The following is a 24,459-nucleotide window of genomic DNA, read 5'->3' as shown; positions in this document are numbered from 1 at the left end:
GCGTAGCAGAGGGCATGTCGACGCCCACGGTCGCCATGCAGAATCGCGCGATGCACTACCTCATCGGCGACATCCAGGGTTGCTGCTCGGCGCTCGAGCGGCTGCTCGAGAAGATCGGCTTTTCGGCCTCGCGCGACCGGCTCCACGTGCTCGGCGACCTGGTCAACCGCGGCCCCGATTCGCTCGGCGTGCTGCGCCGCCTGGCGGTGCTCGGCGACGCGGCGAATTGCCTGCTCGGCAACCACGACCTGCACCTCCTCGCGGTCGCTTACGGCGTGCGTCCGCTGCACCGCACCGACACCTTGACGGCGCTGCTGGAAAGCCCGGAACGCGACGCCTGGCTCGACTGGCTGCGCACGCGCCGCCTGGCGCTGCACGAGCAGGGTTGGCTGATGGTGCATGCCGGCGTGCCGCCGCAGTGGGACCTGGCGCAGACGCTGACGCTGGCCGGCGAAGTGGAGGCCGAACTTTCCGGCCCGGCAATCGTCGAGTACCTGCAGACGATGTACGGCAACGAGCCCTCGCGCTGGGACGACAAGCTGCGCGGTGCCGACCGCCTGCGCTTCGCGATCAACGCGCTGACCCGCATGCGCTATTGCGACGCCGAAGGCCGGCTCGACTTCAAGCTCAAGGAAGCCGCCGATCACCCGCCGCCCGGTTTGCACCCGTGGTTCGACGCGCCCGGACGCCGCACGCAAGGCGTGCCGATCGCGTTCGGGCACTGGTCCGCGCTCGGCCTCGTCAACCGGCCCGATCTGCTCGCCACCGACACTGGCTGCGTGTGGGGCGGCCAGCTCACCGCCGTGCGCATCGACGGCGGGCGGCGCGAGGTAGTACAGGTGAGTTGCGCGCCGGCATAGGCTCGGGCCCGCGGTCCCGGCACCTAGAATCGGTGCCGCAAAGGAAGCGTGGCCGAGCGGTTTAAGGCACTGGTCTTGAAAACCAGCGACGGGCAACCGTCCGTGAGTTCGAATCTCACCGCTTCCGCCAGTCGGCCTGGATCGCAACGTCCTGTTCGCCGAGAGGCACCATGACCGCGAGCTGTCGCTCCGTCTCGGCAAGTTCGTCGGCGAGACGATCGATGCGGCCGCTGTGCCACGGGCGAGCGCTGTAGGTGATCGCAAGATCCTGCTGCAATCGTCGATAACGGCCAATCAACTGCGCGAAGCTCATGTCTGCATTCCTTGTGCGGTCGAGTATGGCGATCGCGTTTGCGTGCCGTTGTCAGCCAACACACCGACCCGCTCAAAACCCCTCACATGGCTGGGCGCAGGCCGCCCGCGCCGTGGCAGGCTCCAGCCTTCCACAACTACGCCTGCCTCGGCAGGAACAACACCCATGGCAAAGCAAGAGGCGGTCGCATCTCCGTTGGAAACTATGGAGTGTTTGCGCACCAGCGATCCGAAGGTCGTGGGCTTGCGGTTCAAGGACAGGAAAGGCGGAGCCTTCGCTGCAGTCGTGAACTCGTCGGGGATGGCATTCCTCATCGGCAAGCTTTTCGATCAGGCATTGCAACCCGCGTTTGCTGCAGCGTCCGAAAACGCGGACCCGCGAGTTCCGACATGCTCGACAGCCGCCAGCCACCTCGAATGGCGGCCCGGCCGATCGGCAACCGAAGTTGCCACCACCATGAAGGTCGGCTGTCTTGAACTGGTGGTTCACATTCCGCTGGCAGAAGTCCTTCGGGCAACGACGGAGCTTCGAGAGCGGGTCGAAAGGAAGACGGGGCCGACGAGCGCGCAGTAATTGATAGATGCCATTAGAGCAGGGCACAACGCGGTCTCCGCCGTGCTGTAGCCCATTTCGAGTCGGCGCGGATCAGTACTCATAGCGCCTCTTGCCCATCAGCAACAGCTGCGCGCGCGGCGCCCGCACTCTCATGGCGTAGTTGAGCGCTGTAGGCAACGTGCACAGTCGCTCAGCGTCCCTCATAAGCGGCCAGGCCACGCTGCACAGAGGCCTCCATTGCGCTCTATCAAAAGGGAGGACCGCGCAACAGCGCGGCGGTTCAAGACGAACGAGGGCCCGGTCGGTCGAGATCCAACTCCCCAAGCTGAGGAGCATTGCTTGGAGGCAAGTTCACGTGGGTGAAAGCACCTCCAGCGGCGAATACCAAGTAGGGAAGTGACTCGCGGCGCCCCTTACTCTCGGGCCACTCAACAGCCTCGGCAATCCGCCCAGGCTGCATGATGAGCCCAAAGCAATCTTTCCCGATCGTGCCCTTTTCCTCGGGTGCCTTGCCGACGCGACGCACGAAACGGCCAGCCAACTCGAGCTTGGCATGACTTGCAATAGGCCTTCGCAACAGCCGCTTCAGGCGCTTGTACGAAGACAGGTGCGGCTCAGCTGCGTGGAGGTTGCCATAGCAGCGCAGAACGTGGTCGTCGCCGGTATTCGGCTGCTTGACCCAGCTCATGCACCCAAACTCATCTCCAAGCTGAAAGGTCTGCGAGCCGTTCCGCGAAATGCAGTTGGAGATGATGAACAAGAACGGCTCCTCCCGCCGAGAAACGGCGCTCATGTACCGACCCTGCATGACAAACCCGATTTGCTTGGCGGGAAAGCGCACTGCCGCAAACGCATCCGTGCAAGCATTCGTGAAGACCTGAGCGCCTTCCATGAGAGGAACCGAAGGCCCCATAAACTGGGGCAGTATGCGCGCCAGCCAATCTTCGGTGCGCTCCTTACCGATCTCGGCAAGCCCCCAGTACAAAGGCTCGATCGATCAAGCTGCGGTTGCACGCGCTTCGTTACGAAGGCGCAAGACTGTCGCAAAGGCTCCGTACCTCGCAGCGTCAACAGCCTCCACAACCCGAGCGCTGCCATAACCCGCCAGCGCCTTCTTCCCCGCGCTGCGAACCTGGAACGAATCACCTCCTTCGCCGCTCCTTGTCCCCGCGGGCGTGTCAGCGCTGCGGCTTGGCATGACGCGGGAAACGGCGCTAAGCCATGCAAGTCCGGTTCTTCCCCGCCCGTTTGGCTTCGTACAACGCCTCGTCCGCACGCTCCAGCGCCTGCTCGAGACGCTCGCCACCGCGATAGCGCGTGACGCCGGCCGAGAAGGTGACGAACACTTGGCCTTGCGCGTCGCTCATGAAAAGCTCGGCGCTGAGTGCGCGCTGCAGGCGCGTGAGGACTTGCTGCGCTTCGTCCACCGGCGTGGCCGGCAGCAGCACCACGAACTCCTCGCCGCCGTAGCGCGCCAGCGTGTCACGCGGGCGCAGCGCCTGGGTCACGCGCTGCGTCAGGAACTGCAGCGCCACGTCGCCGTTGGCATGGCCGAGGCGGTCGTTGAGCTTCTTGAAGTTGTCGATGTCGATCAGCGCCACGGCCAAGGCCGGCGCGGGCTCGGTGCCGGCCTGTTGTTCGTCGCGCTCGCCGAGCGCGCGCTCGGTCTCGAAGGCCTGCAGCAGCCCGCGCCGGTTGGCCACCTGCGTGAGCGGGTCGGTCGAGACCTCGTTCGACAGGCGCCGAATCTCGTCTTCCAGTTCGATCACCCGCGTCTGCATGGTGCTGGCCAGCTCGTGCTCGGCGGTGAGGCGAGCCTGGGCCTGGCTCACGGCCTCGTGCACGCTGCGGCTTTCGGCCACCAGTTCGCGCACCGCGCCGGCCAGGCTTTCCAGCGAATCGGCGCGGTCGATCTCCTCGGCATAGCGGCCCACGCTTTCGGTGAAGCGACCGGTCTGGCTGCCCAGCGCCGCGATCTCCTGCAGCATCTGGCGGATCGAGGCCTTGAGCGCGTCGCGCGCTGCGCCGCGTTCGAGGCGCAGTTGCTGCTGTCGTTCGCGCGTAGTGGCCAACAGTTCGCTCACCGAGCGAACGCCGCGGGCCGTGAGCCCGTCGTCGAGCTGGACCCGCATGGCCGCGCACTGGCCCTGCACCCAGGAGTCGTCTTCGGCCAGATCGGTCAGGCCCGCCGTCAACTCCACGCACAGGTTGCCGAGTTGGTCCATCAGGTGGTGGCGGTGCTGCAGCACGCGCTGCGCCTCGGTGCAGGCCAGTGCGATTTCGCCGGTCAGCGGGCCGGGGCCTTCATGCGCCAGCCGCTTTTGGAGCGTGGCCAGTTGCTCGGCCACCTCGCGGCCCCGCGCCTCGCCGGCCGGCAGTGCCGCCTGCACCGTCGCGCTCAAGTCGGCGGCGACTTGCGGCCAGGCACCGGCGCTGCTTTCCGGGGCCAGGGGGGCGGTTGCCTGCCCTGCGGTGCCAGAGGGGAGCTGCGGGGTGGGCAGCGAAACGGAATCAGTTCCGGGTGCTGGAGCCGCAGGCGATATCACGTCGCTCGGGCGAGCGGCGGCGACGACAGGCTGGTCCGGCGCTGAGGCCAAGGGCGACGCCAGCGCGGATGCCGGCGCTGCCCCCGCCGAAGCGACGACCGCTTCGGCGCCGCCCGGCACAGGCCCCAGGACGGTCGGGGCGGTCAGGGCGGTCAAAGCAGACGGCGCGGTCGGCGCGGTCGGCCCATCGTTGCCATCGAGCGCAGCAAAGTCGCTCGCCGGAGCCTCGTGCGGCGTGTCGGTGTCCCAACTGGCGACCAGCTGGCTCAGTCTTTTCTGGAGGCGCTTGGCATCGCTGCGGCTGCCGCCCAGCACCCGCGCCAGACTGTCCTTCTTGCGGGCCGTGGTCCACTGCTTCGCCCCGCGCTCCAGGCCGCGCACGGTTCTCTCGATGAGCACTGCCCACGCTTCACCGTCGGCGCTGTCGGCCGGCCCCGCCGACGCAGGGCTGAGGGGCCCGGATGCGGAGACGGGGGCGCCCCCGTCACCACGCTCTGTCTGGTAGGCCCGTGCGAAGTTCTCGGGTGTCGGTTCCAGCCGCTCCAGGGCCAGACGGCGCAATGCCGCCTTGGCCAGATGCGCCGGCGCCGCTTGCGCGGCGGGTGGCTGGCTACTCCGCGGCACGCCCGGTGCTTCGGCGCCGCGCGGTGACGCTTCCTTGTTGACCACCTTGCGCTTCGCCTCAGCGTGCCGGCGGCAAGCCGGGCAGCGAGCGCGGCCCGCGCAGTGCCACCGGCTCGGCCTCTTCGACCTGGCCGATCCACGGCGCCTTGCGCGGCAGCACGGTCTGCTTGAGCCACTGCTCCAGTTCGTCGGGAGGCAGCGCCTTGCTGAACAGGAAGCCCTGCATGGTGCTGCAGCCCAGGCGGTGCAGCACCTCCATCTGGCGCAGGTTCTCCACACCCTCGGCGATGACGCGAATGCCGAGCGACCGGGCCAGCGCGATGATGGCGGTGACCACGGCCGAGCTCTGCAAGGTGACGCCGAGGTCGCGCACGAAGCTGCGGTCGATCTTGAGTTCGGAGATCGGCAGCGTGGTCAGGTAGGCCAACGAGGAATAGCCGGTGCCGAAATCGTCGATCGAAATCTCGACGCCGATCTCGTTGAGCCGGTGCAGCGCGGGAATCACGTTCTGCAGGTCTTTCATGAGGCCCGTTTCGGTGATCTCGAATTCGATGCAGCGGTGTGACACGCTGTGCATCGCCGCGGCCTGCTGAATGTGCGCGACGAGGTCGGTGCGCTCGAACAGGCGGCTGGGCAGGTTGACGGCGACCTTGGTCTCGAAGCCGTGCTGCTGCCACAGCGCCGCCTGGCGCGTCGCTTCGCGGATGGCCCATTCGCTCATCGGCACGATGAGGCCGGTTTCCTCGGCCATCGGGATGAAGTCGCCCGGCGGCACCAGCTTATCGCCGCGCTTCCAGCGCATCAGCGCCTCGGCGCCGATCATGCGCGCCGAGCGCACGTCGATCTTGGGCTGGTAGTGCAGCACCAGTTCGCCGCGCTCGATGGCCTTGTGCAAGGCGCTCTCCAGTTCCAGGCGCTCGCGGCCTTCGCCAGCCAAATGGGGGCGGTACAACGAAGACGCATTGCGGCCGGCCGCCTTCGCCGCGTACATCGCCACGTCGGCGTTGCGCAGCACGTCGGCCACCGAGGCGCCGTCGCGCGGAAAGAGCGCCACGCCGACGCTGGCGGTGACGAAGCATTCCTGGCCGCCGACGAAGATGGGCTCGCGCATCACTTCCAGGATGCGCAGCGCCACGCGCTCGGCGTCCTGGTCGCAGGTCACCTCGGGCAGGAGCGCGACGAACTCGTCGCCGCCCAGCCGGCCCACGGCTTCGAGCGAGCGGTGCGCACGCATGCCCAGGGCATCGATCGTGGAATCGACCACCTGGTCGGAATGGCGCACGCAGGAGCGCAGCCGGCGGGCCACTTCCATCAGCAGCTCGTCGCCGGCGCCGTGGCCGAGCGTGTCGTTGATGACCTTGAAGCGGTCCAGGTCGATCAGCAACAGGCCGACCTGGTGGTTCAGCCGTTTGGCCTGCTCCATCGCGCGCTCGGCGCGGCCGATGAGCTGGCGACGGTTGGGCAGGCCGGTGAGCGCGTCGAAGTTGGCGAGGTGGCGGATCTTGTCTTCGGCGACGCGGCGGTCGGTCACGTCCTGCACGATGCCGGTGTAGCCGATCAAGGCGCCTTGCTCGTTGAACTCGGGCTCGGCCTCGATGTGCACCGTGCGCTGGCGGTTGCCGGGCAGGTGAACCGGGATGTCGGTGGCCAGCACGGTGCTGCGCTTGAGGGTTTCGCGCAGCAGCGACATCACGCTGCGCCGTTCGTCCTGGCCGACCATGCGCACGACTGCGCGCAGCGACAGCCGGTGGCCCGGCGGCAAGCCGAAAACGCGCAGGCCTTCGACGGCAAACATCAGCTGCCCACCGCGCTCGCGCCGCCAGTCGAAGCTGCCCATGCGCGCCAGATCCTGCGCGCGAGCCAGTTTGCTCTTGCTGCGCTCGAGTTCCAGGCGTGTGCGCGAAGAGCGCAGCAGGTAGCGCAGCCGGCCAGCGAGCAGGCTCCACTGCGTGGACTTGACGAAGAAGTCGGTGGCGCCGGCCTCGTAGGCGCGCGTGATCGAGGCGTCGTCGTCCAGGCCGGTGAGCATGAGCACCGGCATCGATTCGAAGCCGGGCAGCACGCGCAGTTCGCGGCAGGTCGCAAAACCGTCCAGCCCCGGCATCAGGGCGTCGAGCACGATCACGTCCGGCGACCAGTCGGCCAGCATGCGGATGGCGCGCTCGCCGCTGGTGGTTTCGGTGATCGCGAAGCCGCGCTCGCGCAGCGCGATCGAGGTGAGCAGCAGATTGACCTCGTCGTCATCGACCAGCAGGACGCGCGGGCGCTCGAGCGGGTCGTCGGCGGCGGGGTCTGCGCGCGGGGTCATGGTGTCGGGTTTCGGATCGTTCGCGAAGCGTTCGTCTGTTCGCCGGGCCGGCGTCTTCAGGCGGCGGATGCCAGCAGTGCACGCAGACTATCGCGCACCACGGCCGTTTCGGCATGCATGGCCGCCACCCGCTCGCCCAGCGCCTGCACGTCGTCGTTGCGGATCATGCCTTCGATCTCGGCACAAAGCGCCGACAACTTGAGCGCCCCGATGCTCGCCGAAGACGACTTGAGCGTGTGCACGACGTGCCGTACACCGGGCCAGTGGCGCGAGGCCAGCGCCTCGTCGAGCTGCGGCATCAGCCGGCCGGTCGAGGCGTCGAAGGCCTGCACGACCCGCTCGAACAGATGGTTGGCGCCGCTCGGATCGAGTTCGCGCAGGCGCTGCAAGGCCTGCGGGTCCAGCCCTTGGGTGTCGGGCAGTGGCATCGGGGAGGCAGAGATCGTCATGGCGGGCTCGAGGACGGAAACAGGAACGGGAACGGCAGGCAGGATCGCCGCTGCCGGAAGGCGCTGCGCAAGCAGCGCATGCAACTGGCTCTGCCGGAAGGGTTTGGAGAGGTAGTCGTCGAAGCCGATGCCGAGGAAGCGGTCGCGATCGCCGCCGAGGGCGTTGGCGGTGACGGCCACCACCGGCGTGCACGGCGGCGTGAGGAAGACGAAACGCTCGCCGGCGCCGCGGCGAAACCAGCCCAGCGCCTCCACGCCGTCCATGCCCGGCATCTGGATGTCCATCATGACCAGGTCGAACACCTGCTCGCACAAGGCGCGCAGGCCGTCCATGGCGGTGGCGGTCACATGGACACGGCAGCCCAGGCGGCGCAGCATCTGGCTGACGACTTCCTGGTTGACCAGGTTGTCCTCGACCACCAGCACGTTCGCATCGATCCGCAGGCTCGCAACCGCGCCCGGCCCAGGCGCGGGGCCGGACACGCCGAGCAGCGCCTGGCGCAGCTCAGCCTGGCGCACCGGCTTGGCGACGAAGCGCCGAAAGCCCGCCGCCTGCGCCTGGCGTGCGTCGTCGGGCGCGCTCACCGAAGACAGCAGGATCAGCTTCATGGCGGCGAACTCGGGCTGCGCCGCCACTGCCCGCGCAAGCGCCAGCCCGTCCATGCGCGGCATCTGCATGTCGACCAGGGCCACGTCGAAGCTGCGGCCGGCGGCATGTTCGGCATGCAGCAGTTCGAGCGCATGCTGCCCGTCGCTGGCCAGCACCGCTTGAAGGCCCCAGGCGCCGAGCAGGCCGTGCAGCACGGTGCGGTTGGTTTCGTTGTCTTCGACCACCAGCACGCGCAGCGCCGGCATCCCGCTCGCCAGGGTGTCGTGGCCGGTTTCGTCCAGAGCGGCCACCAGCGGCAGCCGGCACGAGAACGTGGAGCCGAGGCCGGGCCGGCTTTGCACGGCGATGCTGCCACCCATCAGTTCGACCAACTGCCGCGAAATGGCCAGGCCCAGACCGGTGCCGCCATAGCGCCGCGCCATGCCGCTGCTGCCCTGGGTGAAGGCGGAGAACAGGCGCGGCTGCACGTCCTCGGGAATGCCGATGCCGGTGTCGCGCACGCTGAATTCGACCCACACCTGGCGGGCGCCCTCGCCTTCTGCGGCGGCACCCTGCGGCGGCGCACAGCGCCTGAGGTCGACCACGACCTCGCCCCGCTCGGTGAACTTGATTGCGTTGGCAACCAGGTTGGTGAGCACCTGACGCAGTCGCAGCGCATCGCCGTGCAGTACGGCCGGCAGCCCCGGCTCCTCGCGGAAGCTCACCTCCAGCCCGCGCTCCTGGGCGCGCGGCGCCAGCAGCTCCAGCAGGTCTTCGACCAGCGTGCGCGGCGCGAAATCGGTGGGTGCGAGTTCGAGCTTGCCGGCGTCGATCTTCGCGAAATCGAGAATGTCGTTGATGATTTCCAGCAGGCTCTCGCCGGAGCGATAGACGGCCTGCGCGAAGCGGGTCTGGCGTTCCTCGAGCGGGGTGCCGAGCAGCAGCTCGGTCATGCCGAGAATGCCGTTCATCGGCGTGCGGATCTCGTGGCTCATGTTGGCCATGAACTGGCTCTTGGCCTGGCTCGCGGTTTCGGCCTGCAGCGCCAAGGCCTGCGCCGCGGAAGTGGCCTGCTGCAGTTCCAGCGCGCCGGCCTCGAGGTCGCTGCGGTGCTGTCGCAGGCGTGCGAGCATGTCGTTGAAGCTCATGGCCAGGCGGCCTAGATCGTCGGCCGAGCCGACGTCCACACGGTGGTCGAAATCGTTTTCCGCCACGCGCAACGCGGCGCGGCGCAGGTCGTCGATCTGGCGGTTGATGCGGCGCGTGAGGTAGTGCGCCACCGTCAGGCCCAGGGCCAGCATCGCACCTGCCGTGGTCAGCGTGAGCGTCAGCAGCAGTTCGGCCACCCAGCGCCCCGCCTCGCCCAGCGTGGCCGAGAACTGGTCTTCGAGCGGGATGAGAACGCGGTGCAGGTCTTCGATCTGGGCGACCAGCTCGCCACGCCGTTCGTACGTGGTGCGGGCCGAGCGCATTTCGGCATGCAGCGCGGTGCCGAGGCGGCGCAGCTCGTCGATGTGGGCGTCGCCCTGAGTCCACAGTGCGATCGCGCGTTGCAGGTGGCCGAGGTTGCCGAAGCGCCGGAAGATCCAGATCACCTCGTCGATGTCGTCGGGGTGCACGCGCCCCTGCAAGAAACCTTCGCGCGCCCGCGCGTAGTCGGGCTCGCGCTTTTGGAGCTCGATGCGCGCCTGGCGGTCGCCGAGATTGACGCTGAGCGCAGCCTCGTAGCGCCGGTAATCGCCTTCGTCGCCGTTGTGGGAATAACGCACCAGATAGAACACCGCATCGCGATGCGCCTTGGCCCAATGACCCTCGCCCTGGACATAGGCACGCACGCTCGACAGCACGTCGGCACTGAGCTTGCCGATGGCGACCATGCCCGCGATCAACGCCACGAACAGCAGCACCATCAGGGCCAGCTTGCTCGCGACCGGCAGATCGTCCAGCGGGCGCAGGAGGCGCCGCGGCGGAGGCCCGGCGGAGGGCGCCACGGCGTTCACAGGCGAAGGGCCTGTCATCGGGAAGGCAACGGCCGGCGCTCCGAGAGCGGCGGATGAAGGCGGGGCATCGTGCAAGGCGGGGGTCTTCGCGCCAGCGGACGGCGCCGGTCGGGAGGATAGGGGATATCGGCCGGCATCCGCAGCGCCAACGGGCCGGCGGGCCGGAACGGCGGGGCGCTTCGCACAATCGGTCACACCGCGCGGCCCCGATCAGGCGGCACGACAGCCGGACGGACCCCGCAGGGCCCATCCGTGGAGCGCGGATGCGGGCGTCGGCGTCGCGGCAAGCGCAGGGGCGCTCAGCTCGGCGTAGAGGCGCTCAGTCCAGCGCCGGCGCACTCAGTTCCGAGACAAGCTGCGCGGCCAGCGCGTCGAGCCGCTCGCGGTCACGCGGCGCCTCGACGCTGCGCCGGGCCAGCTCGGCCGCCGCCTGCGCATGGGCGAGAAGCACCCGTCGCCGGGCGGGCAGGCGCGTGTGCGCTCCCACCAGGCGCAGCACCACGAACAGGCGCGCCAGCACCGACACGTTGCCCGCGGCGTTCTGGCGCACCGAGTCCAGCGCTTCGTTCGCCAGGGCCTCGTAGCTCGGACCGCAGTCGACCAGCCGCAGCCGGCCGTCGGCGCCGTGCCTGCGCGCCCGAATGGACCGGTCGGCCAGCCGCAGCAGGAGGGCGCCCAGCCTGTCCAGGCACATCTCGGCGGTCGTGCTGTCGTTGATGCCGGGCGACAAGGCCTTGAGCGCCACGTCGGCCAGTTGCCGGATGCCGAAAGCCACGTCCTGGTCGAGCGAGCGCGTGCGCCCGACGCTCAGCGCGGCGCGCAACCGCGCAGCGTCGGCCTCGGTCGGCGGCTTGGCAGAAAGCACGCCCGCAAAGGCGGCGCCCTCGACCACGAAATCGCCGATGCGACGCTCCAGACGCAGCACGGCACCGTGGCCGACGGCGAAAACGAGCAGGGCCTCCACATCGACCTGCTCGATGTAGCCGCTGCGCTCGGCCGACACCGGGTGCCAGCGTTGCCCGGGCGCTGCCGCCGGCATGGGCTCGTCGGTGTCATCGGCAGCAGGGCCGGCGTCGGCGGGAAAGAGCTTGTCGATCACGCGCAGGGTTTCGTCTGCGACGGTGGCGAGGATCTGCGAAGCCTGGATCGACACTGAGATGTGGTGGATGAAGAACACCAGCACCGCGATGCCGACCAGGCCGAGCAGCAGGCCGACCAGCACGGCGAGCGCCGGCACGAAACTGCCTTCGTCCGAGCCCCGGATGGTGCGCAGCACGATCAGGCAGTAGGCGAAGATGCCCACGAAGCTGCCGAGCACGAACTGGTTGGCCGGGTCGCGCATGAAATGACGCAGCACGCGCGAGGTGTACTGGCTGGACGCCAGCGACAACGCCACCAGCGTGATCGAGAACACCACGCCGGCCACCGAAATCATCGATCCGGCGATCGCCTCGAGCAGCCCGCGCGCGCCCTCGGCGCCTGCGCCGAAAAGGCGCGGCCAGTTCGAGAACATGTCGCCGGCAAGCCGCGTGTCGATGTCGATGAGCAGCAATGCCAGCGCGATCGCGCCGGTGAACATGAACGCCGGCAGGAACCAGAAGCTCGAGCGCACGTCGTACCAGAGCTGGCGCAGGCGGGTCATGTGCGCTCCCTCACAGCGCGGCCCGCCGCAAGGTTTCGACCACCGGCCGGGCCAGCACCTCGCGCAGGCCCCACCAGCCTGCGGCCAGCGCCAGCAGCGCGCCTGCGCCGCCGCCGGCCAACGGCACCCACCACGGCGCGCCCCAACTGAACTCGAAGGCGTAGCGGGCCAGCGCCCAGCCCACCGCCATTGCGGCCAGCGAGGCCAGCACGCCGGCCAGAGCGCCGACGCCGAGCAGTTCCGCGCGCTGCACCTGGCCGAGCAGCCGGCTGCCCGCGCCGAGCGCGCGCATCACCGCGAACTCGCGGGCACGCTGCTCGCGCGTGGCGGTGACGGCAGCGAACAGCACCACCAGGCCGGTGGCCAGGGTGAAGCCGAACAGGAACTCGACCGCGCGGATCACCTGGTCGAGCACGCGCTGCACCTGGGCAATGGAGGCCGACACATCGACGTTGGTGATGTTGGGAAAGGCGCGCGCCAGCGCATTGTCGAAACCGGGCTCGCCCGGCACGGCCGGCGGCGCGCGGAAGGCGGCGATGTAAGTCACCGGCAGGTCGCCGGGCAGATCGCGGGTCGGGAACATGACGAAGAAATTGACCCGCATCGAGCCCCAGTCGACCCTGCGCAGGCTGGTGATGCGGCCCTCCTGCAGGCTGCCCGCAATGTCGAAGCGCAGCGTGTCGCCGATGCCCACGCCCAGCGTCTCGGCCAGGCCGTCCTCCACGCTGATGGCACCGGCCTCGTCCGGCTGCCAGCGGCCCGCCGCCACCTCGTTGTGGCCGGGCAATTCAGCGGCGTGGCTCAAGTTGAACTCGCGCTCGACCAGGCGCTGGGCGCGCACGTCGGCGTAGTCGTCGGGCGCGATCGGCCGGCCGTTGATGGCAACCAGCCGGCCGCGGATCATCGGGTACCAGTCGTAATCGGCGACGCCGGCCCCGCGCAGTTGCTGCTGGAAAGCGGCGCCCTGGTCGGGCTGCACGTTGATGACGAAGCGGTTCGGCGCGTCGGGCGGCGTGGCCGCGCGCCAGCTGCCGATCAGGTCGGTACGCAGCAGCACCAGCAGCACAAGGGCCAGCAGGCCGACGCTCAGGCTGCTGGCCTGCAGCACCGCGAAGCCCGGCCGCGCCGCCACCTGGCGCGTGGCCAGCACCAGCCAGCGGGGCGCGCGCGTGCCGAACCAGTCCCCCGGCACCAGCCGCCGCAGCGCCTGCACCGCCAGCCACGACAGCAGCGCGAACACTGCCACCGCCCCCGCGAAGCCGCCGACGGTGATGAGGCCGAGCTTGAGGTCCGAGGCCACCGCCAGCAGCAGCGCCGCGAAGCCGACCGAGCCGGCGATCAGCACGCCGAGCGACGCGGGCTTGAGCTCGCCCAGGTCGCGGCGGATCACGCGCAGCGGCGGCACCTGGGCCAGCTGCAACACCGGCGGCAGGCCGAAGCCGAGCAGCAGCGTCAGCCCCACGCCCAGGCCGAACAGCGCCGGCCAGGCGCCGGGCGCGGGCAGCGCCGCGTCGACCAGGCCGGCCAACAGCGCCACGAACACGAAATGCACGGCCAGACCGAGCAGCACGCCGAGCGCACTGGCGATGAGGCCGACCGCAGCGAACTCGATCGTGTAGGCCCCGGCGATGCGGCGCTGCGACTGGCCGAGCACGCGCAGCATGGCGCAGTCGTCAAGGTGGCGGCTGGCGAAGTCGCGCGCCGCGATGGCCACCGCCACGGCGGCCAGCAGCGCGGCCAGCAGGGCCACGAGATTGAGGAAGCGCGCCGCGCGGTCCAGCGTCTGCTGCATTTCGGGGCGGCCGCTTTCCAGCGATTCCACGCGCACGCCGCGCCAGCGCTGCGCCTCGATCCGCGTTTGCGCCCAGGCCACGAAGTCGCGCACCGCGCTGTCGCCGCTGCTGCCCTGCCCGGCGACGGCGAGGCGGTAGGTCATGCGGCTGGCCGGCTGCACCAGGCCGGTGGCTGGCAGGTCGGCCTCGTTCAGCAGCGCGCGCGGCGCGAAGCTCATGAAGCCGGCGCCGCGATCGGGCTCGACAAGGATCACGGCGGCGATCTTCAGGCCGGCATCGCCCAGCAGCAGCTCGTCGCCGACCTTCAGGCCCAGGGAATCGAGGATGGCGGCGTCGACCCAGACCGTGCCGCGCGCCGGCACCGACGCGGCGTCACGCCCGGGCGCATCCGGCGCGTCGGCGATCTGCATGCGCCCGCGCAGCGGATAGCCCGCGCTCACCGCCTTGACGGCCACCAGCCGCGAGGCGCCGCCGCGCGCCTCGCTGGCGCGGCCCATGCTCGGAAAGCTTACCGTGCTGGCCACCGCCAGCCCCTGCTCGAGCGCCCGCTCGGCCAGCGGCGCGGGCGGCGGCTGGTCGCTGGAGACGATGGCGTCGCCGCCCAGCAGCGAACGCGCGTCGCGCGCCAGGCCGTTGTTCAGGCGATCGGCGAAGAAACCCACGGCCGTGAGCGCGGCCACGGCCAGCATCACGGCCACCACGAGCAGGCGCAACTCGCCGGCGCGGAAATCGCGCACGAGCTGGCGGCGCGCCAGCGCCCACAGGCTCGGGGGCTGCGACACGAACGCAGCAGGCGGGGTCGGTTTCATGCGGGGCGGGCGGTGAGGACAGCGCGCACGGTAGCGCAGTGCGCCCAAGGCAGGGGGAACCGGGGGCATGAAGGCCGGCATGGCGTCGATGCGCGGTCACCGCGTGCCGCGTGCCGCGTGTCGCCGGCTTGTTTCGACGACGTGCAACGCTGCGTGCAAAAGCACTCGGTCCGCGCGGCGTCGGTGGCTGGTGCAATCGGGCATGGACAAAACGACCGCCTCTCCCCTGCCCGCCCTCTTCGTTTCTCACGGCTCGCCGATGTTGGCTCTGGAGCCGGGCACGACCGGACCCTTCCTTCAACGCCTGGGTCGGGGCATCGACCGGCGCTTCGGCCGGCCGCGCGCCATCGTCGCGGTTTCTCCGCACACCGCGGCGCGTGCGCCGGTGGTGCTGGGCAGCGCCGTCCACCACGCGGTGCACGACTTCGGCGGCTTCCCGGAAGCGCTGTACCGGCTGCAGTACAGCCCGCCGGGCGCTCCCGAACTGGCGCCGCGCGTGCGGGGGCTGCTCGCCGGCGGCGGCATCGAGTCGACGGCAAGCGACGACGCCGGCCTGGACCACGGCATCTGGTCGGTGCTGCGCTTCGCCTGGCCCGAGGCCGACATCCCCGTGCTACCGATCGCCTTGGCTCCCGGGCAGCCGCCGGCTGCGCAGTGGGCGCTCGGCGCCGCGCTTGCGCCGCTGCTGCACGAAGGCGTGCTGGTGCTCGGCTCGGGCAGCGCGACGCACAACCTCGGCCTGATCTTCGCCGCTGCGCGGCCCGCCGCCGACGCGGCCGAGATGGCCGAGAGCCGCGCCTTCCGCGAGTGGGTCGCCGACCGCGTGGCCGCGGGGGATCACGATGCACTGCTCGACTACCGCGCTCGCGCACCGCACGCCGCCCTCATGCACCCGAGCGACGAACACTGGCTGCCCTTCTACATCGCGGCTGGCGCCGGCGGCCGAGGTGCGCCCGGCGTGGCCGGCGTGCTGGGCGTGGCCGGCGTGCGCCTGCACGATGCAGTCACCTACGGCTGTCTGGGCACGGACGCTTACGCCTTCGGGGATGGTGCTGCGGCACTCGGGGAGGCGCTTGGCGGCGCCACCTGAACGTCAAGGCCCCTGCCGCGACTGCAGCACGTCGAGCGTCGAGACCGGCGCCGCCTGGTGACCCCAGGCACCGCGCAGGTAGGTGAGCACCGCGGCGATCTCCTCGTCGCTGAGCGTCTGCACGAAGGGCGGCATGCCATGCGGCCGCGGGTTGCCGGCCGTGGCCGGCACATAGCCGCCGAGCAACAGCACGCGGATCAGGTTAGCGGGGGTGTCCAGCGTGACGGCCCGGTTGCCTGCCAGGGCGCGCGGCGCGCCGAGGCCGCCTTTGCCCTGATCTCCGTGGCATTGCGCGCAGTGCTCGGTGTAGATCGCCGCGCCGCGCGCAGACGCCGGCGCGGGCACTAGCGGCTCTCGCGGGCGTTGCGCGGCCCCGGGCGCGGGCTCCTGCGGCAGCGTGCGCAAGAACCCCGCCATGGCCTGCAGATCGGCCTCGCTCAAATACTGCGTGCTGCGAAAGACGACCTCGGCCATCGGCCCCAGGGTCGAGCCTGCCTCGGCGACGCCGGTGCGCAGCAGCCGGACCACCTCGGCGCTGCTCCATTGCGCAAGGCCCGCCTCGTCGGCGGCCGTCAACGCCGGCGCGTACCAGTGCGACGACGGCATCAAGCCGCCGCCGAACTCGAGCGCCGTGTCGGTGGCACCGAAGGCGTTGCGCGCCGAATGGCAGGCACTGCAATGCGCCAAGCCGCGCACCAGATAGGCGCCGCGGTTCCACGCGGCATCTCGCGTCGCCTCGGCACGAAATTCGGCCGGCTCGAAGAAGAGTGCGCGCCACACCGCGAGCGCAGCCTGGGTGTTGTAGGGAAAGCGAAGCGCTTCCGGCCGGTTCGCCTGGCTGACCGGCGGCAGGCTGCGCAAGTAGGCGTAGATCGCATCGCTGTCCTCGCGCGTGACGAGCGTGAAGCTCGGGTACGGAAAAGCCGGGTAGAGCAGCTGGCCGTCCTTGGAGCGGCCGTTGTGCATCGCACGCCAGAACTCGGCGGCCGACCAGCCGCCGATGCCGGTGGCTTCATCGGGCGTGAGGTTAGAGGCATGGACGCTGCCGAAGGGCGTCTCGATGGGCAGCCCGCCCGCGTAAGGCGGCCCGCCGCGCGCCGTGTGGCAGCCCATGCAATTGCCGGCCAGTGCGAGGTAGGCGCCGCGTTGGAGCTGCTCCGGCGTCGCGGTGAAGACGCCGGCTTGCGCCGGCAGCGGCGCCTCGCCGCGCCGGTTCAGGCCGATCACGGCGGCGACAGTCAGCGCGGCAAGCAGCAGCAGGCCGGCGAGGAGACGGCGGAGGGTCATGACCCGTTCTTCATGCGTGACACGGCTTGGCCGTCGTTCTTGTCAGGCGCGGCTCGGCGGTCGTTCTCGCCATGCGCGGCCTGGCTGTCGCTGCCGTACGCGGGCCCTAAGCCTTGCGGCTGCTGCGCACCGACGCTTCCGCACGGCTCAGGCAAGGCTTGCGGCAAGGCCCGGGCTGGCCGGGTGTCGGCCGGCAGGCGCTGCGAGGACAACCACGCCGAGACCGCGCCGATGTCCTCGGCGCTCAGGCGAGCGGCAATGCGCGCCATGCAGTCCGGCTCGGCAGCGCGGCGCTGGCCGGTGCGCCACTGACCCAGTTGTGCGTTGAGGTAGTCGCGCGGCAGGCCGAGCAGCCCCGGAATCGCCGGGCTCACGCCCGTAAGCGCGGCGCCATGGCAGGCCGCACACGCAGGCAGGTCACGGGCCGTGTCGCCGCGCCGCACCAACTGCTCGCCGCGCGCCAGCAGCGCCGGCGGTGCGCCGGTCGTCTGCGGTGGCGGATAAGGCAGCAAAGCGGCGGCGAAATGCTCGGCGATCTCTCGCAGGTAGTCATCGCTCAGGTGCTGCACAAGGCCGCTCATCAGCGCGTTGTTGCGGCGGCCGTCGCGGAAGTTGAGCAATTGCGCGTGCAGATAGCCGGCCGGCTTGCCGGCGATGCGCGGGAAGTAGCCTTGGTTGGTGGCCCGGCCCTGATCGCCGTGGCAGGCAGTGCAGGCCTGCACGCGCACCGCGATGCTGTCGGCCGTGGGCGGCGCGGCATGCAGCGGTGAGAGCAGCAGCAATGAAAGCGCCAGGCTGCTGGCGGCAGCATTGCGTGAGGGGCGCGACCAGGTGTACTGGCGAGAACTTCGGCGATCAGGGTGGCGCCGACGAACCGGTCGCAGGCAATGGGAGAGGAAAGCAGGCAGCTTCATGGGTCCTAAGGACATCGCTCAAGATCGTACCCAGCGTGCCTTGGATTCGGAAAAAGGCGCAAAGCGCCCCGTCAATCAGTCGTCTCGGTCGTCCCCGTCATTCCGGTCATTCCGGTCGTCCCGGTCGTCCCGGTCGTCATCGCCATCGTTGCCGTCATCAACGCGCTGGTAGAGCGGTGCGTCGCTGCCTCTGCCGAACCAAGCCACAGACGCCGGACCGGGAACTGCCACATCACCGGTGTTGGCAACAGGGCCGGTGGCGGCCAGGACGATCGCGGCGAGCAGTTCGTGAATCAGCATCGTCTAAGTCCTCGAAGGTGTGCAAAAACCCTGCCGCGGCCCGCGAAGGGCAGCCGCGGCAGGGCGGTGAGATGGGCCGTCAGGGGCGCGGCCCTCAATCCTCGAAGTCGATCTCGGAGGCCTGGACAGTGACGCCGTCGGACGCAAGACCACCCTTCACCTCGACCACCACGTCATTGCCCAGGTTCGCAACCGTGCCGTCGTCGAAGCGGACGGCGCCGGAATACCTGACCGTCACGCCGCGCAGCTCGAACGTCTGGTTGACCGTGTCGAGCGATTGGATTCGGCCGCTCAACTTGATCTCGCTGCCGTCGTCGTCGTCGTCACCGCCGTTGCCACTTCCGCCGTCGCTGCCGCCGTCGTCGCCTTCGAATTCCACTTCCCGAGCAATCAGCACGCCCGCCTCGAGGCGACCTTCGACTTCGACCCGCACACCGACGGCCAGGTCGGCCGGCGTGCCGTCGTCGAATTCGGCGTCGGAGGCCTCCACCGGAATGCCGTCCACGCTGAAGCGCCGCGGGTTGCCGGCTTCGACACTGCTCACCAGACCCTCGATCTCGGCCTCGTCACGGTCCTCCACCTGGCGCTCGCCGCCACGAAGGCGCTGGGTCACATAAGCACCGTTCACCGGCACGGGCTCCAGTCGCACGCGCACCAGCTGACCGTTGGCCAGCGCAGGCGTTTCAGAGTCAGGCAGGTCCGCGTAAGAGACGAGCGTCTCGCCGATGCGGAAGGTCTGGGCTTGCGTATCGAGCTCGCGCACCGGGCCGCGCAGCCGGTAGTTGTCTCTGCCCGGGTTCTTGAGTTCGATCCGCGTGGCGGTGTAGCGGCCAGAGCCGCTGCCCAGGCCGTAGACCTCGACGATCTGCCCGACTTCCACAGCGGCCAGACGGCCGCTCAGGTCTTCGTCATACACGGTGGTGGCCGTTACATCGACATCCTGGCCCAACACCTTCAAAGTGCCTGCAGTGACATCGACCGCCTCGACCGGGCCGACGATCTCGCTGGAAAAGCGGATCGAGCTCGCATTGGCCGTGGGGCCGGTCGCCGTGGAAGCGAGCTCCGAGCCGGTCACCTCGATCACCATGCCCAGCCGCAGGTCGTTTGCAGTGACGGCGTTGCCGTCATCGTCGAAGACATCGGCGCCGCTGTCGTCGTATCGGATGCCGTTGACGATGACCGAGCCGAAGCCGCTGATCGGGCCGACGGCAAAGGAGCCGGTGCCCCCGGAGCCCACACCGTCGCCGCCGCCTCCACCGCCACCACCACATGCGGCCAGGCCGACGGCGCCGGCGAGTGCGGCAAGTCGCACGCCGCGACCGAGTCGATCGAAGAACCAGGTCATGTTCATGATTTTTCCTTGAAGGTCAGGGACGGGTCAGGGGCGGGGACGGCTGCGCCGCAGCGGCGCAGGACGGACTTCGGGCGGGTCGGCGGCAGTGCTGCCGGGCATCGGCTCCGCATAGGTGAAAAGGCCGATGCGCACCCGCCGATCGGCGGCGCGCCCGGCAACGCGGTCGGCCTCGATCAACTCCTCGAGCAGGGGCACCATGCTGCGCAGCAACTGCTGCCATTGCGCGGTGACGGCCTGGCGCAACTGGTTCAGTGATTCGACCGAGATTTCGTCAGCGAAGATGGCCTGCTCGAGGTGTTCACGGCCGCCGCACAGCACATTGGCGACCGCTGCAGCGCAGTGGTCGCCGACGTTCTCTGCCAGGAAGCCGAGCATGCGGGACTCGTCGCCGCGCGGCACGAAGGCGTTGTCGCACAACTCGACCTCGTCGCTGGCCTCGTCCAGGCGGGCCAGTCCGAGGCGGCACAACTCGTCCAGCAGGCTGCGCGGATGCACGTCCTGGGTCAGCGAATGCGCCAGCGACTCGAAGCTCGGCGCCGGGCCGAGCCGCGGCAGCGGTCGAAGCCAGCCGCCGGCGTCGCGCAGCGAAGGGTCGGTGCGCCAGCGGGTGAACAGTTCGGTGGCGGGCGCCGGCCGGCGCAGGGCGGCCGGCGCCGCATCCGCATCGCCCGCGCGGGTGAGGCGGGTCACCTCGCGCCGATTGAGGCCGAGGGTGGTGCTGATGCGGCTGACGCTGCGCTGCGCCGGCAAGCCAGGGTGGGCCTCACGCGCGGCCTCGACCATCGACGCCTTGAGCACTTCTTCGAGGGTGACGTAAGGCAGTCCCTTGGCGACCGCCAGTCGGCTCAGCGGGCGAAGCAGCGCGCCCAGCGCGTCGAGCAGCGGCTGCTCGACGAACGAGGGCAACTCGGGGGCGGGGGCGAAGCGGGTGTCCATGGCGAGTTCTCGCCACATTTATAACTGTGCAATGTGCACATTTCAAGCGTTTCAGCAGAAAGTTACAGGCCTGACAGAACCCTGTCAGCCCTGCAGCAGTGCTCCGTTCAGATCGGGAAAGCGGACACACACCGAAAGGCGCCAGCCGCTTCGAGTCATCAGAGCACGAGCACGGCGCGAAAGTCGTTGACGTTTGTGTACGTGGGCCCCGTCGACACGAGGTCGCCGAGCGGCGCGAAGAAGCCGTAGGCGTCGTTCGCGTCCAGGCGTTCCTGCGCCTTCAAGCCGAGCGCCACGCCGCGCGCCAGCGTGTCGGGCGTGACGATAGCGCCTGCGTTGTCTTCGACCCCGTCGATGCCGTCGGTGTCGGCCGCCAGCACATGCACGCCCGGCTCGCCCTGCAGCGCGATGGCGGCGCCGAGCAAGAATTCGGTGGCGCGCCCGCCGCGCCCGCCCTTGGCCTTCACCGTGACGGTGGTCTCGCCGCCAGAAAGGATGACGCAAGGCCGCGTGAACGGCTGACCACGGCGCAACACTTGTCGCGCCAGCGCGGCATGCACCTGGCCGACGACGCGCGATTCGCCCTCGATCTCGTCGCTGAGCACGTAGGCCGGCACGCCTGCGGCGCGCGCCGCCTCCGCCGCCGCCTCGAGCGACTGCTGCGGCGTGGCGATCAGGTGCACGGCGTGGCCGGCGAAGCGCGCGTCGCCCGGCTTGGGCGTCTCCAGCGTGCCTGCCTCGAGCGCGGCGCGCACGGCGGCCGGCAGTTCGATGCCGTAGCGGCGCAGGATCGCCAGTGCGTCGGCGCAGCTCGTCGCATCGGGCACGGTCGGGCCGCTGGCGATGACGGCCGGATCGTCCCCCGGCACGTCGGAGATCGTGAGCGTGACCACCTTGGCCGGCGCGCACAGCGCGGCCAGGCGCCCGCCCTTGATGGCCGAGAGGTGCTTGCGCACGCAGTTCATCTCGCCGATGGCCGCGCCGCTCTTGAGCAGGGCGCGGTTGATGGCCTGCTTGTCGTCGAGCGTGATGCCTGCGGCCGGCAGCGACAGCAGCGCGGAGCCGCCGCCGGAAATGAGACACAGAACCAGGTCGTCGGCGCTGAGGCCCTGCGCCATCGCGAAGATTCGCTGCGCAGCGGCCAGGCCCGCCGCGTCCGGCACCGGGTGCGCGGCTTCGACCACCTCGATGCGCCCGGTCTTGGCCTTGTAGTCAGGCGGCACGTGCTCGTAGCGTGTGACCACCAAACCCGAAAGTGGCGCGTCGGCCGGCCAGAGCGCATCGACGGCGGCAGCCATCGCGCCGCCCGCCTTGCCCGCACCCAGCACCAGTGTGCGGCCCTTGGGCGGCGGCGGCAGGAATGCGCCCGTGCTGAGCGCCGGCAGCGCGCGGCGCACGGCGGTGTCGAACAGGCCGCGCAGAAAACCGCGCGGGTCTTGCTTGGGATCGGGCAGCGGCGGATTCATCGATGGATTATCGACACGGCTGCCCGGGCGAGATCGGAGCGCCGCAGCACATGAAACGCTTGCGGCAAGCACCCGCGCTTCAGGGGAAGCACATCCATGGTTGTTCGAAAACGGTACAAGTTGCCTCTCGTTTCGCTTGATCGGCCGACGTCTGCTGCCGATAACGTGAGGCTTGGCGCACCGGTCCACGCGTTTTGCAAAGGCCGGTGCATTCCGTTCAACCGACCTGGAGATCGCCCGCGTGAATGCGAGCACCGAACTTGCGCCCCTCGAGCGCCCCCCACTGCCTGCCGACGCACCCGCCGTCGCCCCGGCTGCCGTGCCTGCCAGAGCAGCGGCTGCGCCGACAGCGCCCCGGATCAACGAATTCCTGGCCTTCAAGCTGGGCGGCGAGGAGTACGGCATCGACATCCTGCGCGTGCAGGAGATCCGTTCCTACGAGCCTCCTACCCGCATCGCCAACGCGCCTGGCCACATCCTGGGCGTCGTCAACCTGCGCGGCCTGATCGTGCCGATCGTCGATCTGCGGCTGAAGTTCCAGCTCGAGCCGGTCGCCTACGACGGCTTCACCGTGACCATCGTGCTGGGCATCGGCTCGCGGGTGGTCGGCATCGTCGTCGATGCGGTGTCCGATGTCATCACCCTCGCACCCGATCAACTGCGCCCGGTGCCCGAGCTGCACTCGAGCATCGATAGCGAACACCTCCTGGCGATCGGTGCGGTCGACGACCGCATGCTGATCCTGATGGACATCGAAAAACTCATGACCAGCCCGGCGATGGGCCTGATCGATTCCCGTCCCTGACAACGTCGTTTTCAAGCCCTCCGAGCACCTCCCTCCTGTACCGAAGATCATGAACCTCAGTGACGTGAAGATTTCCACCCGCCTCGCCGCAGGCTTTGCCGCGATGGCAGTGTTGATCGCCCTGCTGGGCGGCCTTTCCATCTACAAGACGAACACCATCCACGGAGAGTTCGCCACGGTGATGGAAAGCAGCTATCCGAAGATCGAGATGGCCCAGGACATCCGCACGGTCAACAGCGAAGTCTCGCTGGCGATCCGCGACCTGTTCATCCTGACCGACCCGGCCGCCGTGGCGGCCCGCTTCGAGACGATCAACACCGTCTCGAAACGGACCACCGGCAACCTCGACAAGCTCAAGGAAAGCATCCAAAGCGACGTCGGCAAGGCGGCGCTCGCCAAGCTGATGCAGGCGCGTGCCGACTACCGCCAGCCCCGCGACCGCGTGCTGGAGTCGCTGCGTGCCGGCAATCTCGACGGCGCCCGGTCGACCCTGAACGATCTGCTGCCCAGGCAGGCCGCCTACATGACCGCCGTCGACGAACTGATCGCCGTGCAAGAACGCGTCATGGCCACCTCGGCGCAGCAGGTCGATGAAGCCGTGGCGAGCAGCAAGTTGATCATCGGCTCCATGATCGCCGCTGCGATTGCGCTGGCCTGCGTGCTGGCGGTGTGGATCATCCGCTCCATCACCCTCCCGCTGAGCGAGGCCGTGCGCATCACGCGCGCCGTCGCCGAAGGCGATCTCACCATGGAGTTCAAGGCCGACGGCAAGAGCGAGACCGGTCTGCTGCTCGGCGCACTGCACGACATGAAGACGCGCCTGGCCGGCATCGTCGGCGGGGTGCGTGCGAATGCCGAAGGCGTAGCCACGGCCTCGTCCCAGATCGCCCAAGGCAACAACGACCTGTCGGGTCGCACCGAAGAACAGGCGTCCGCGCTGGAAGAGACCGCCGCCTCGATGGAGGAGCTGGGCTCTACCGTCAGGCAGAACGCCGACAACGCGATGCAGGGCAACCAGCTCGCACTCAACGCCTCGACCGTCGCCGCGCGCGGGGGCGAGGTGGTGAGCCAGGTGGTCGACACCATGAAAGGCATCAACGACAGCTCGAAGAAGATCGCCGACATCATCAGCGTGATCGACGGCATCGCCTTCCAGACCAACATCCTCGCGCTCAATGCCGCGGTGGAAGCGGCGCGGGCCGGCGAGCAGGGCCGCGGCTTCGCGGTGGTGGCCTCCGAAGTGCGCAGCCTGGCGCAGCGCAGTGCCGAGGCGGCCAAGGAGATCAAGGGGCTCATCACCGCCAGCGTCGAACGGGTCGAGCAAGGCTCGGTGTTGGTCGATCAGGCCGGCACGACGATGAGCGAGGTGGTCAGCGCCATCAAGCGCGTGACCGACATCATGGGCGAGATCAGCTCGGCCTCCACCGAGCAGAGCGCCGGTGTCGCGCAGATCGGCGAAGCGGTCACGCAGATGGACCAGGCGACGCAGCAAAACGCCGCGCTCGTCGAGGAAAGCGCGGCCGCCGCGGAAAGCCTGAAGGGTCAGGCGCAGCAGCTCGTCAGCGCCGTGGCGGTGTTCAAGCTGGCGCAGGGCCAGCATGCCGCGCCGGTCGTCGCGCAACAGGCCAGGGCGCCGGTCAGGCCGGCCACCCCGCTCAGCTCGAACGCTGTGGAGCGCCGCGGCCCGAACCGCGCGAAGAACGTCTCGCGCCTGCAGCCCCGGGCTGCGGCCGCCAAGCCGGCCGACGCCGGCGCGTCGGTGGTCGCCTCGGCGAAGACCGGCACCGACGACTGGCAGTCGTTCTGAGCTGTCTGCCCG

18 protein-coding genes and 1 tRNA gene are annotated in these 24,459 nt (G+C 69.5%); 6 read left to right on the top strand and 13 right to left on the bottom strand.

What is annotated here, in order from left to right; all coding sequences use genetic code 11:
* The first annotated feature begins 50 nt into the window (after positions 1 to 50).
* Positions 51 to 860 carry a symmetrical bis(5'-nucleosyl)-tetraphosphatase gene (locus H0W40_RS05145; RefSeq protein ID WP_292443905.1) on the top strand — a complete coding sequence of 270 codons (810 nt, stop codon included), beginning with the start codon at positions 51 to 53 and terminating at the stop codon, positions 858 to 860.
* A 42-nt stretch (positions 861 to 902) separates the two neighbouring features.
* A tRNA-Ser gene (locus H0W40_RS05140) sits at positions 903 to 990 on the top strand.
* On the opposite strand, the gene H0W40_RS05135 is transcribed toward H0W40_RS05140, so the two are convergent.
* On the bottom strand, positions 976 to 1,173 hold the full coding sequence (locus H0W40_RS05135) for a hypothetical protein (protein WP_292443891.1): 198 nt from the start codon (positions 1,171 to 1,173) through the stop codon (positions 976 to 978). The genes H0W40_RS05140 and H0W40_RS05135 overlap by 15 nt on opposite strands.
* 165 nt (positions 1,174 to 1,338) lie before the next feature.
* On the opposite strand from H0W40_RS05135, the gene H0W40_RS05130 reads away from it, so the two are divergent.
* On the top strand, positions 1,339 to 1,746 hold the full coding sequence (locus H0W40_RS05130; protein WP_292443890.1) for a hypothetical protein: 408 nt from the start codon (positions 1,339 to 1,341) through the stop codon (positions 1,744 to 1,746).
* Positions 1,747 to 2,008: 262 nt separating this feature from the next.
* Here the strand turns inward: H0W40_RS05130 and H0W40_RS05125 are convergent, their stop codons facing one another.
* From H0W40_RS05125 to H0W40_RS05100, 6 genes are all read right to left on the bottom strand, one after another.
* Positions 2,009 to 2,620 (bottom strand): hypothetical protein, encoded by a 612-nt coding sequence (locus tag H0W40_RS05125; protein WP_292443888.1) that lies wholly within the window; start codon positions 2,618 to 2,620, stop codon positions 2,009 to 2,011.
* 322 nt (positions 2,621 to 2,942) lie between these two features.
* Positions 2,943 to 4,943, bottom strand: coding sequence for a diguanylate cyclase (locus H0W40_RS05120; protein ID WP_292443887.1), 2,001 nt, complete (start codon positions 4,941 to 4,943; stop codon positions 2,943 to 2,945).
* A 13-nt stretch (positions 4,944 to 4,956) separates the two neighbouring features.
* The gene (locus H0W40_RS05115; protein WP_292443885.1) at positions 4,957 to 7,206 is read right to left on the bottom strand and encodes an EAL domain-containing protein; all 2,250 of its coding nucleotides are present in this window, start codon (positions 7,204 to 7,206) and stop codon (positions 4,957 to 4,959) included.
* Between the two features lie 56 nt (positions 7,207 to 7,262).
* Positions 7,263 to 10,262, bottom strand: a complete 3,000-nt coding sequence (locus H0W40_RS05110) for a response regulator (protein ID WP_292443883.1) — start codon at positions 10,260 to 10,262, stop codon at positions 7,263 to 7,265.
* Positions 10,263 to 10,563: 301 nt separating this feature from the next.
* Positions 10,564 to 11,886: a DUF2254 domain-containing protein gene (locus H0W40_RS05105; RefSeq protein ID WP_292443882.1), complete on the bottom strand. Its 1,323-nt coding sequence runs from the start codon at positions 11,884 to 11,886 to the stop codon at positions 10,564 to 10,566.
* A 10-nt stretch (positions 11,887 to 11,896) separates the two neighbouring features.
* Positions 11,897 to 14,488, bottom strand: coding sequence for an FtsX-like permease family protein (locus tag H0W40_RS05100; protein WP_292443881.1), 2,592 nt, complete (start codon positions 14,486 to 14,488; stop codon positions 11,897 to 11,899).
* A 202-nt stretch (positions 14,489 to 14,690) separates the two neighbouring features.
* On the opposite strand from H0W40_RS05100, the gene H0W40_RS05095 reads away from it, so the two are divergent.
* Positions 14,691 to 15,578, top strand: coding sequence for a class III extradiol ring-cleavage dioxygenase (locus H0W40_RS05095; RefSeq protein WP_292443879.1), 888 nt, complete (start codon positions 14,691 to 14,693; stop codon positions 15,576 to 15,578).
* Positions 15,579 to 15,581: 3 nt separating this feature from the next.
* On the opposite strand, the gene H0W40_RS05090 is transcribed toward H0W40_RS05095, so the two are convergent.
* The 6 genes from H0W40_RS05090 to H0W40_RS05065 form a co-directional block, all read right to left on the bottom strand.
* Entirely contained in the window at positions 15,582 to 16,865 is a 1,284-nt protein-coding gene (locus H0W40_RS05090; protein ID WP_292443878.1) for a cytochrome c, read from the bottom strand.
* Positions 16,862 to 17,647 carry a c-type cytochrome gene (locus H0W40_RS05085; protein WP_292443877.1) on the bottom strand — a complete coding sequence of 262 codons (786 nt, stop codon included), beginning with the start codon at positions 17,645 to 17,647 and terminating at the stop codon, positions 16,862 to 16,864. The genes H0W40_RS05090 and H0W40_RS05085 overlap by 4 nt, the downstream gene beginning before the upstream one ends.
* A 207-nt stretch (positions 17,648 to 17,854) precedes the next feature.
* Positions 17,855 to 18,079, bottom strand: a complete 225-nt coding sequence (locus tag H0W40_RS05080) for a hypothetical protein (RefSeq protein WP_292443876.1) — start codon at positions 18,077 to 18,079, stop codon at positions 17,855 to 17,857.
* A gap of 94 nt (positions 18,080 to 18,173) precedes the next feature.
* Positions 18,174 to 19,430, bottom strand: coding sequence for a DUF5666 domain-containing protein (locus H0W40_RS05075; protein ID WP_292443874.1), 1,257 nt, complete (start codon positions 19,428 to 19,430; stop codon positions 18,174 to 18,176).
* 27 nt (positions 19,431 to 19,457) lie between these two features.
* Positions 19,458 to 20,369 carry a DUF6502 family protein gene (locus tag H0W40_RS05070; protein ID WP_292443872.1) on the bottom strand — a complete coding sequence of 304 codons (912 nt, stop codon included), beginning with the start codon at positions 20,367 to 20,369 and terminating at the stop codon, positions 19,458 to 19,460.
* Between the two features lie 158 nt (positions 20,370 to 20,527).
* Positions 20,528 to 21,835 carry a glycerate kinase gene (locus tag H0W40_RS05065; RefSeq protein ID WP_292443870.1) on the bottom strand — a complete coding sequence of 436 codons (1,308 nt, stop codon included), beginning with the start codon at positions 21,833 to 21,835 and terminating at the stop codon, positions 20,528 to 20,530.
* A gap of 319 nt (positions 21,836 to 22,154) precedes the next feature.
* On the opposite strand from H0W40_RS05065, the gene H0W40_RS05060 reads away from it, so the two are divergent.
* Positions 22,155 to 22,640: a chemotaxis protein CheW gene (locus H0W40_RS05060; protein ID WP_292443869.1), complete on the top strand. Its 486-nt coding sequence runs from the start codon at positions 22,155 to 22,157 to the stop codon at positions 22,638 to 22,640.
* 49 nt (positions 22,641 to 22,689) lie between these two features.
* Positions 22,690 to 24,447: a methyl-accepting chemotaxis protein gene (locus H0W40_RS05055; RefSeq protein WP_292443867.1), complete on the top strand. Its 1,758-nt coding sequence runs from the start codon at positions 22,690 to 22,692 to the stop codon at positions 24,445 to 24,447.
* Positions 24,448 to 24,459: the final 12 nt, after the last annotated feature.

This window comes from Methylibium sp. (assembly GCF_013817345.1).
Taxonomy (GTDB): Bacteria; Pseudomonadota; Gammaproteobacteria; order Burkholderiales; family Burkholderiaceae_C; genus Methylibium.
This window is presented reverse-complemented; position numbering and strand designations above follow the sequence as displayed.

Coding starts and splice junctions, on each gene's coding strand:
- H0W40_RS05080 (WP_292443876.1), bottom strand. CDS start 18,079: ATGCTGATTCACGAACTGCTCGCCGCGATCGTCCTGGCCGCCACCGGC.
- H0W40_RS05055 (WP_292443867.1), top strand. CDS start 22,690: ATGAACCTCAGTGACGTGAAGATTTCCACCCGCCTCGCCGCAGGCTTT.
- H0W40_RS05135 (WP_292443891.1), bottom strand. CDS start 1,173: ATGAGCTTCGCGCAGTTGATTGGCCGTTATCGACGATTGCAGCAGGAT.
- H0W40_RS05110 (WP_292443883.1), bottom strand. CDS start 10,262: ATGACAGGCCCTTCGCCTGTGAACGCCGTGGCGCCCTCCGCCGGGCCT.
- H0W40_RS05115 (WP_292443885.1), bottom strand. CDS start 7,206: ATGACCCCGCGCGCAGACCCCGCCGCCGACGACCCGCTCGAGCGCCCG.
- H0W40_RS05100 (WP_292443881.1), bottom strand. CDS start 14,488: ATGAAACCGACCCCGCCTGCTGCGTTCGTGTCGCAGCCCCCGAGCCTG.
- H0W40_RS05130 (WP_292443890.1), top strand. CDS start 1,339: ATGGCAAAGCAAGAGGCGGTCGCATCTCCGTTGGAAACTATGGAGTGT.
- H0W40_RS05075 (WP_292443874.1), bottom strand. CDS start 19,430: ATGAACATGACCTGGTTCTTCGATCGACTCGGTCGCGGCGTGCGACTT.
- H0W40_RS05145 (WP_292443905.1), top strand. CDS start 51: ATGCACTACCTCATCGGCGACATCCAGGGTTGCTGCTCGGCGCTCGAG.
- H0W40_RS05095 (WP_292443879.1), top strand. CDS start 14,691: ATGGACAAAACGACCGCCTCTCCCCTGCCCGCCCTCTTCGTTTCTCAC.
- H0W40_RS05125 (WP_292443888.1), bottom strand. CDS start 2,620: ATGGAAGGCGCTCAGGTCTTCACGAATGCTTGCACGGATGCGTTTGCG.
- H0W40_RS05070 (WP_292443872.1), bottom strand. CDS start 20,369: ATGGACACCCGCTTCGCCCCCGCCCCCGAGTTGCCCTCGTTCGTCGAG.
- H0W40_RS05065 (WP_292443870.1), bottom strand. CDS start 21,835: ATGAATCCGCCGCTGCCCGATCCCAAGCAAGACCCGCGCGGTTTTCTG.
- H0W40_RS05090 (WP_292443878.1), bottom strand. CDS start 16,865: ATGACCCTCCGCCGTCTCCTCGCCGGCCTGCTGCTGCTTGCCGCGCTG.
- H0W40_RS05105 (WP_292443882.1), bottom strand. CDS start 11,886: ATGACCCGCCTGCGCCAGCTCTGGTACGACGTGCGCTCGAGCTTCTGG.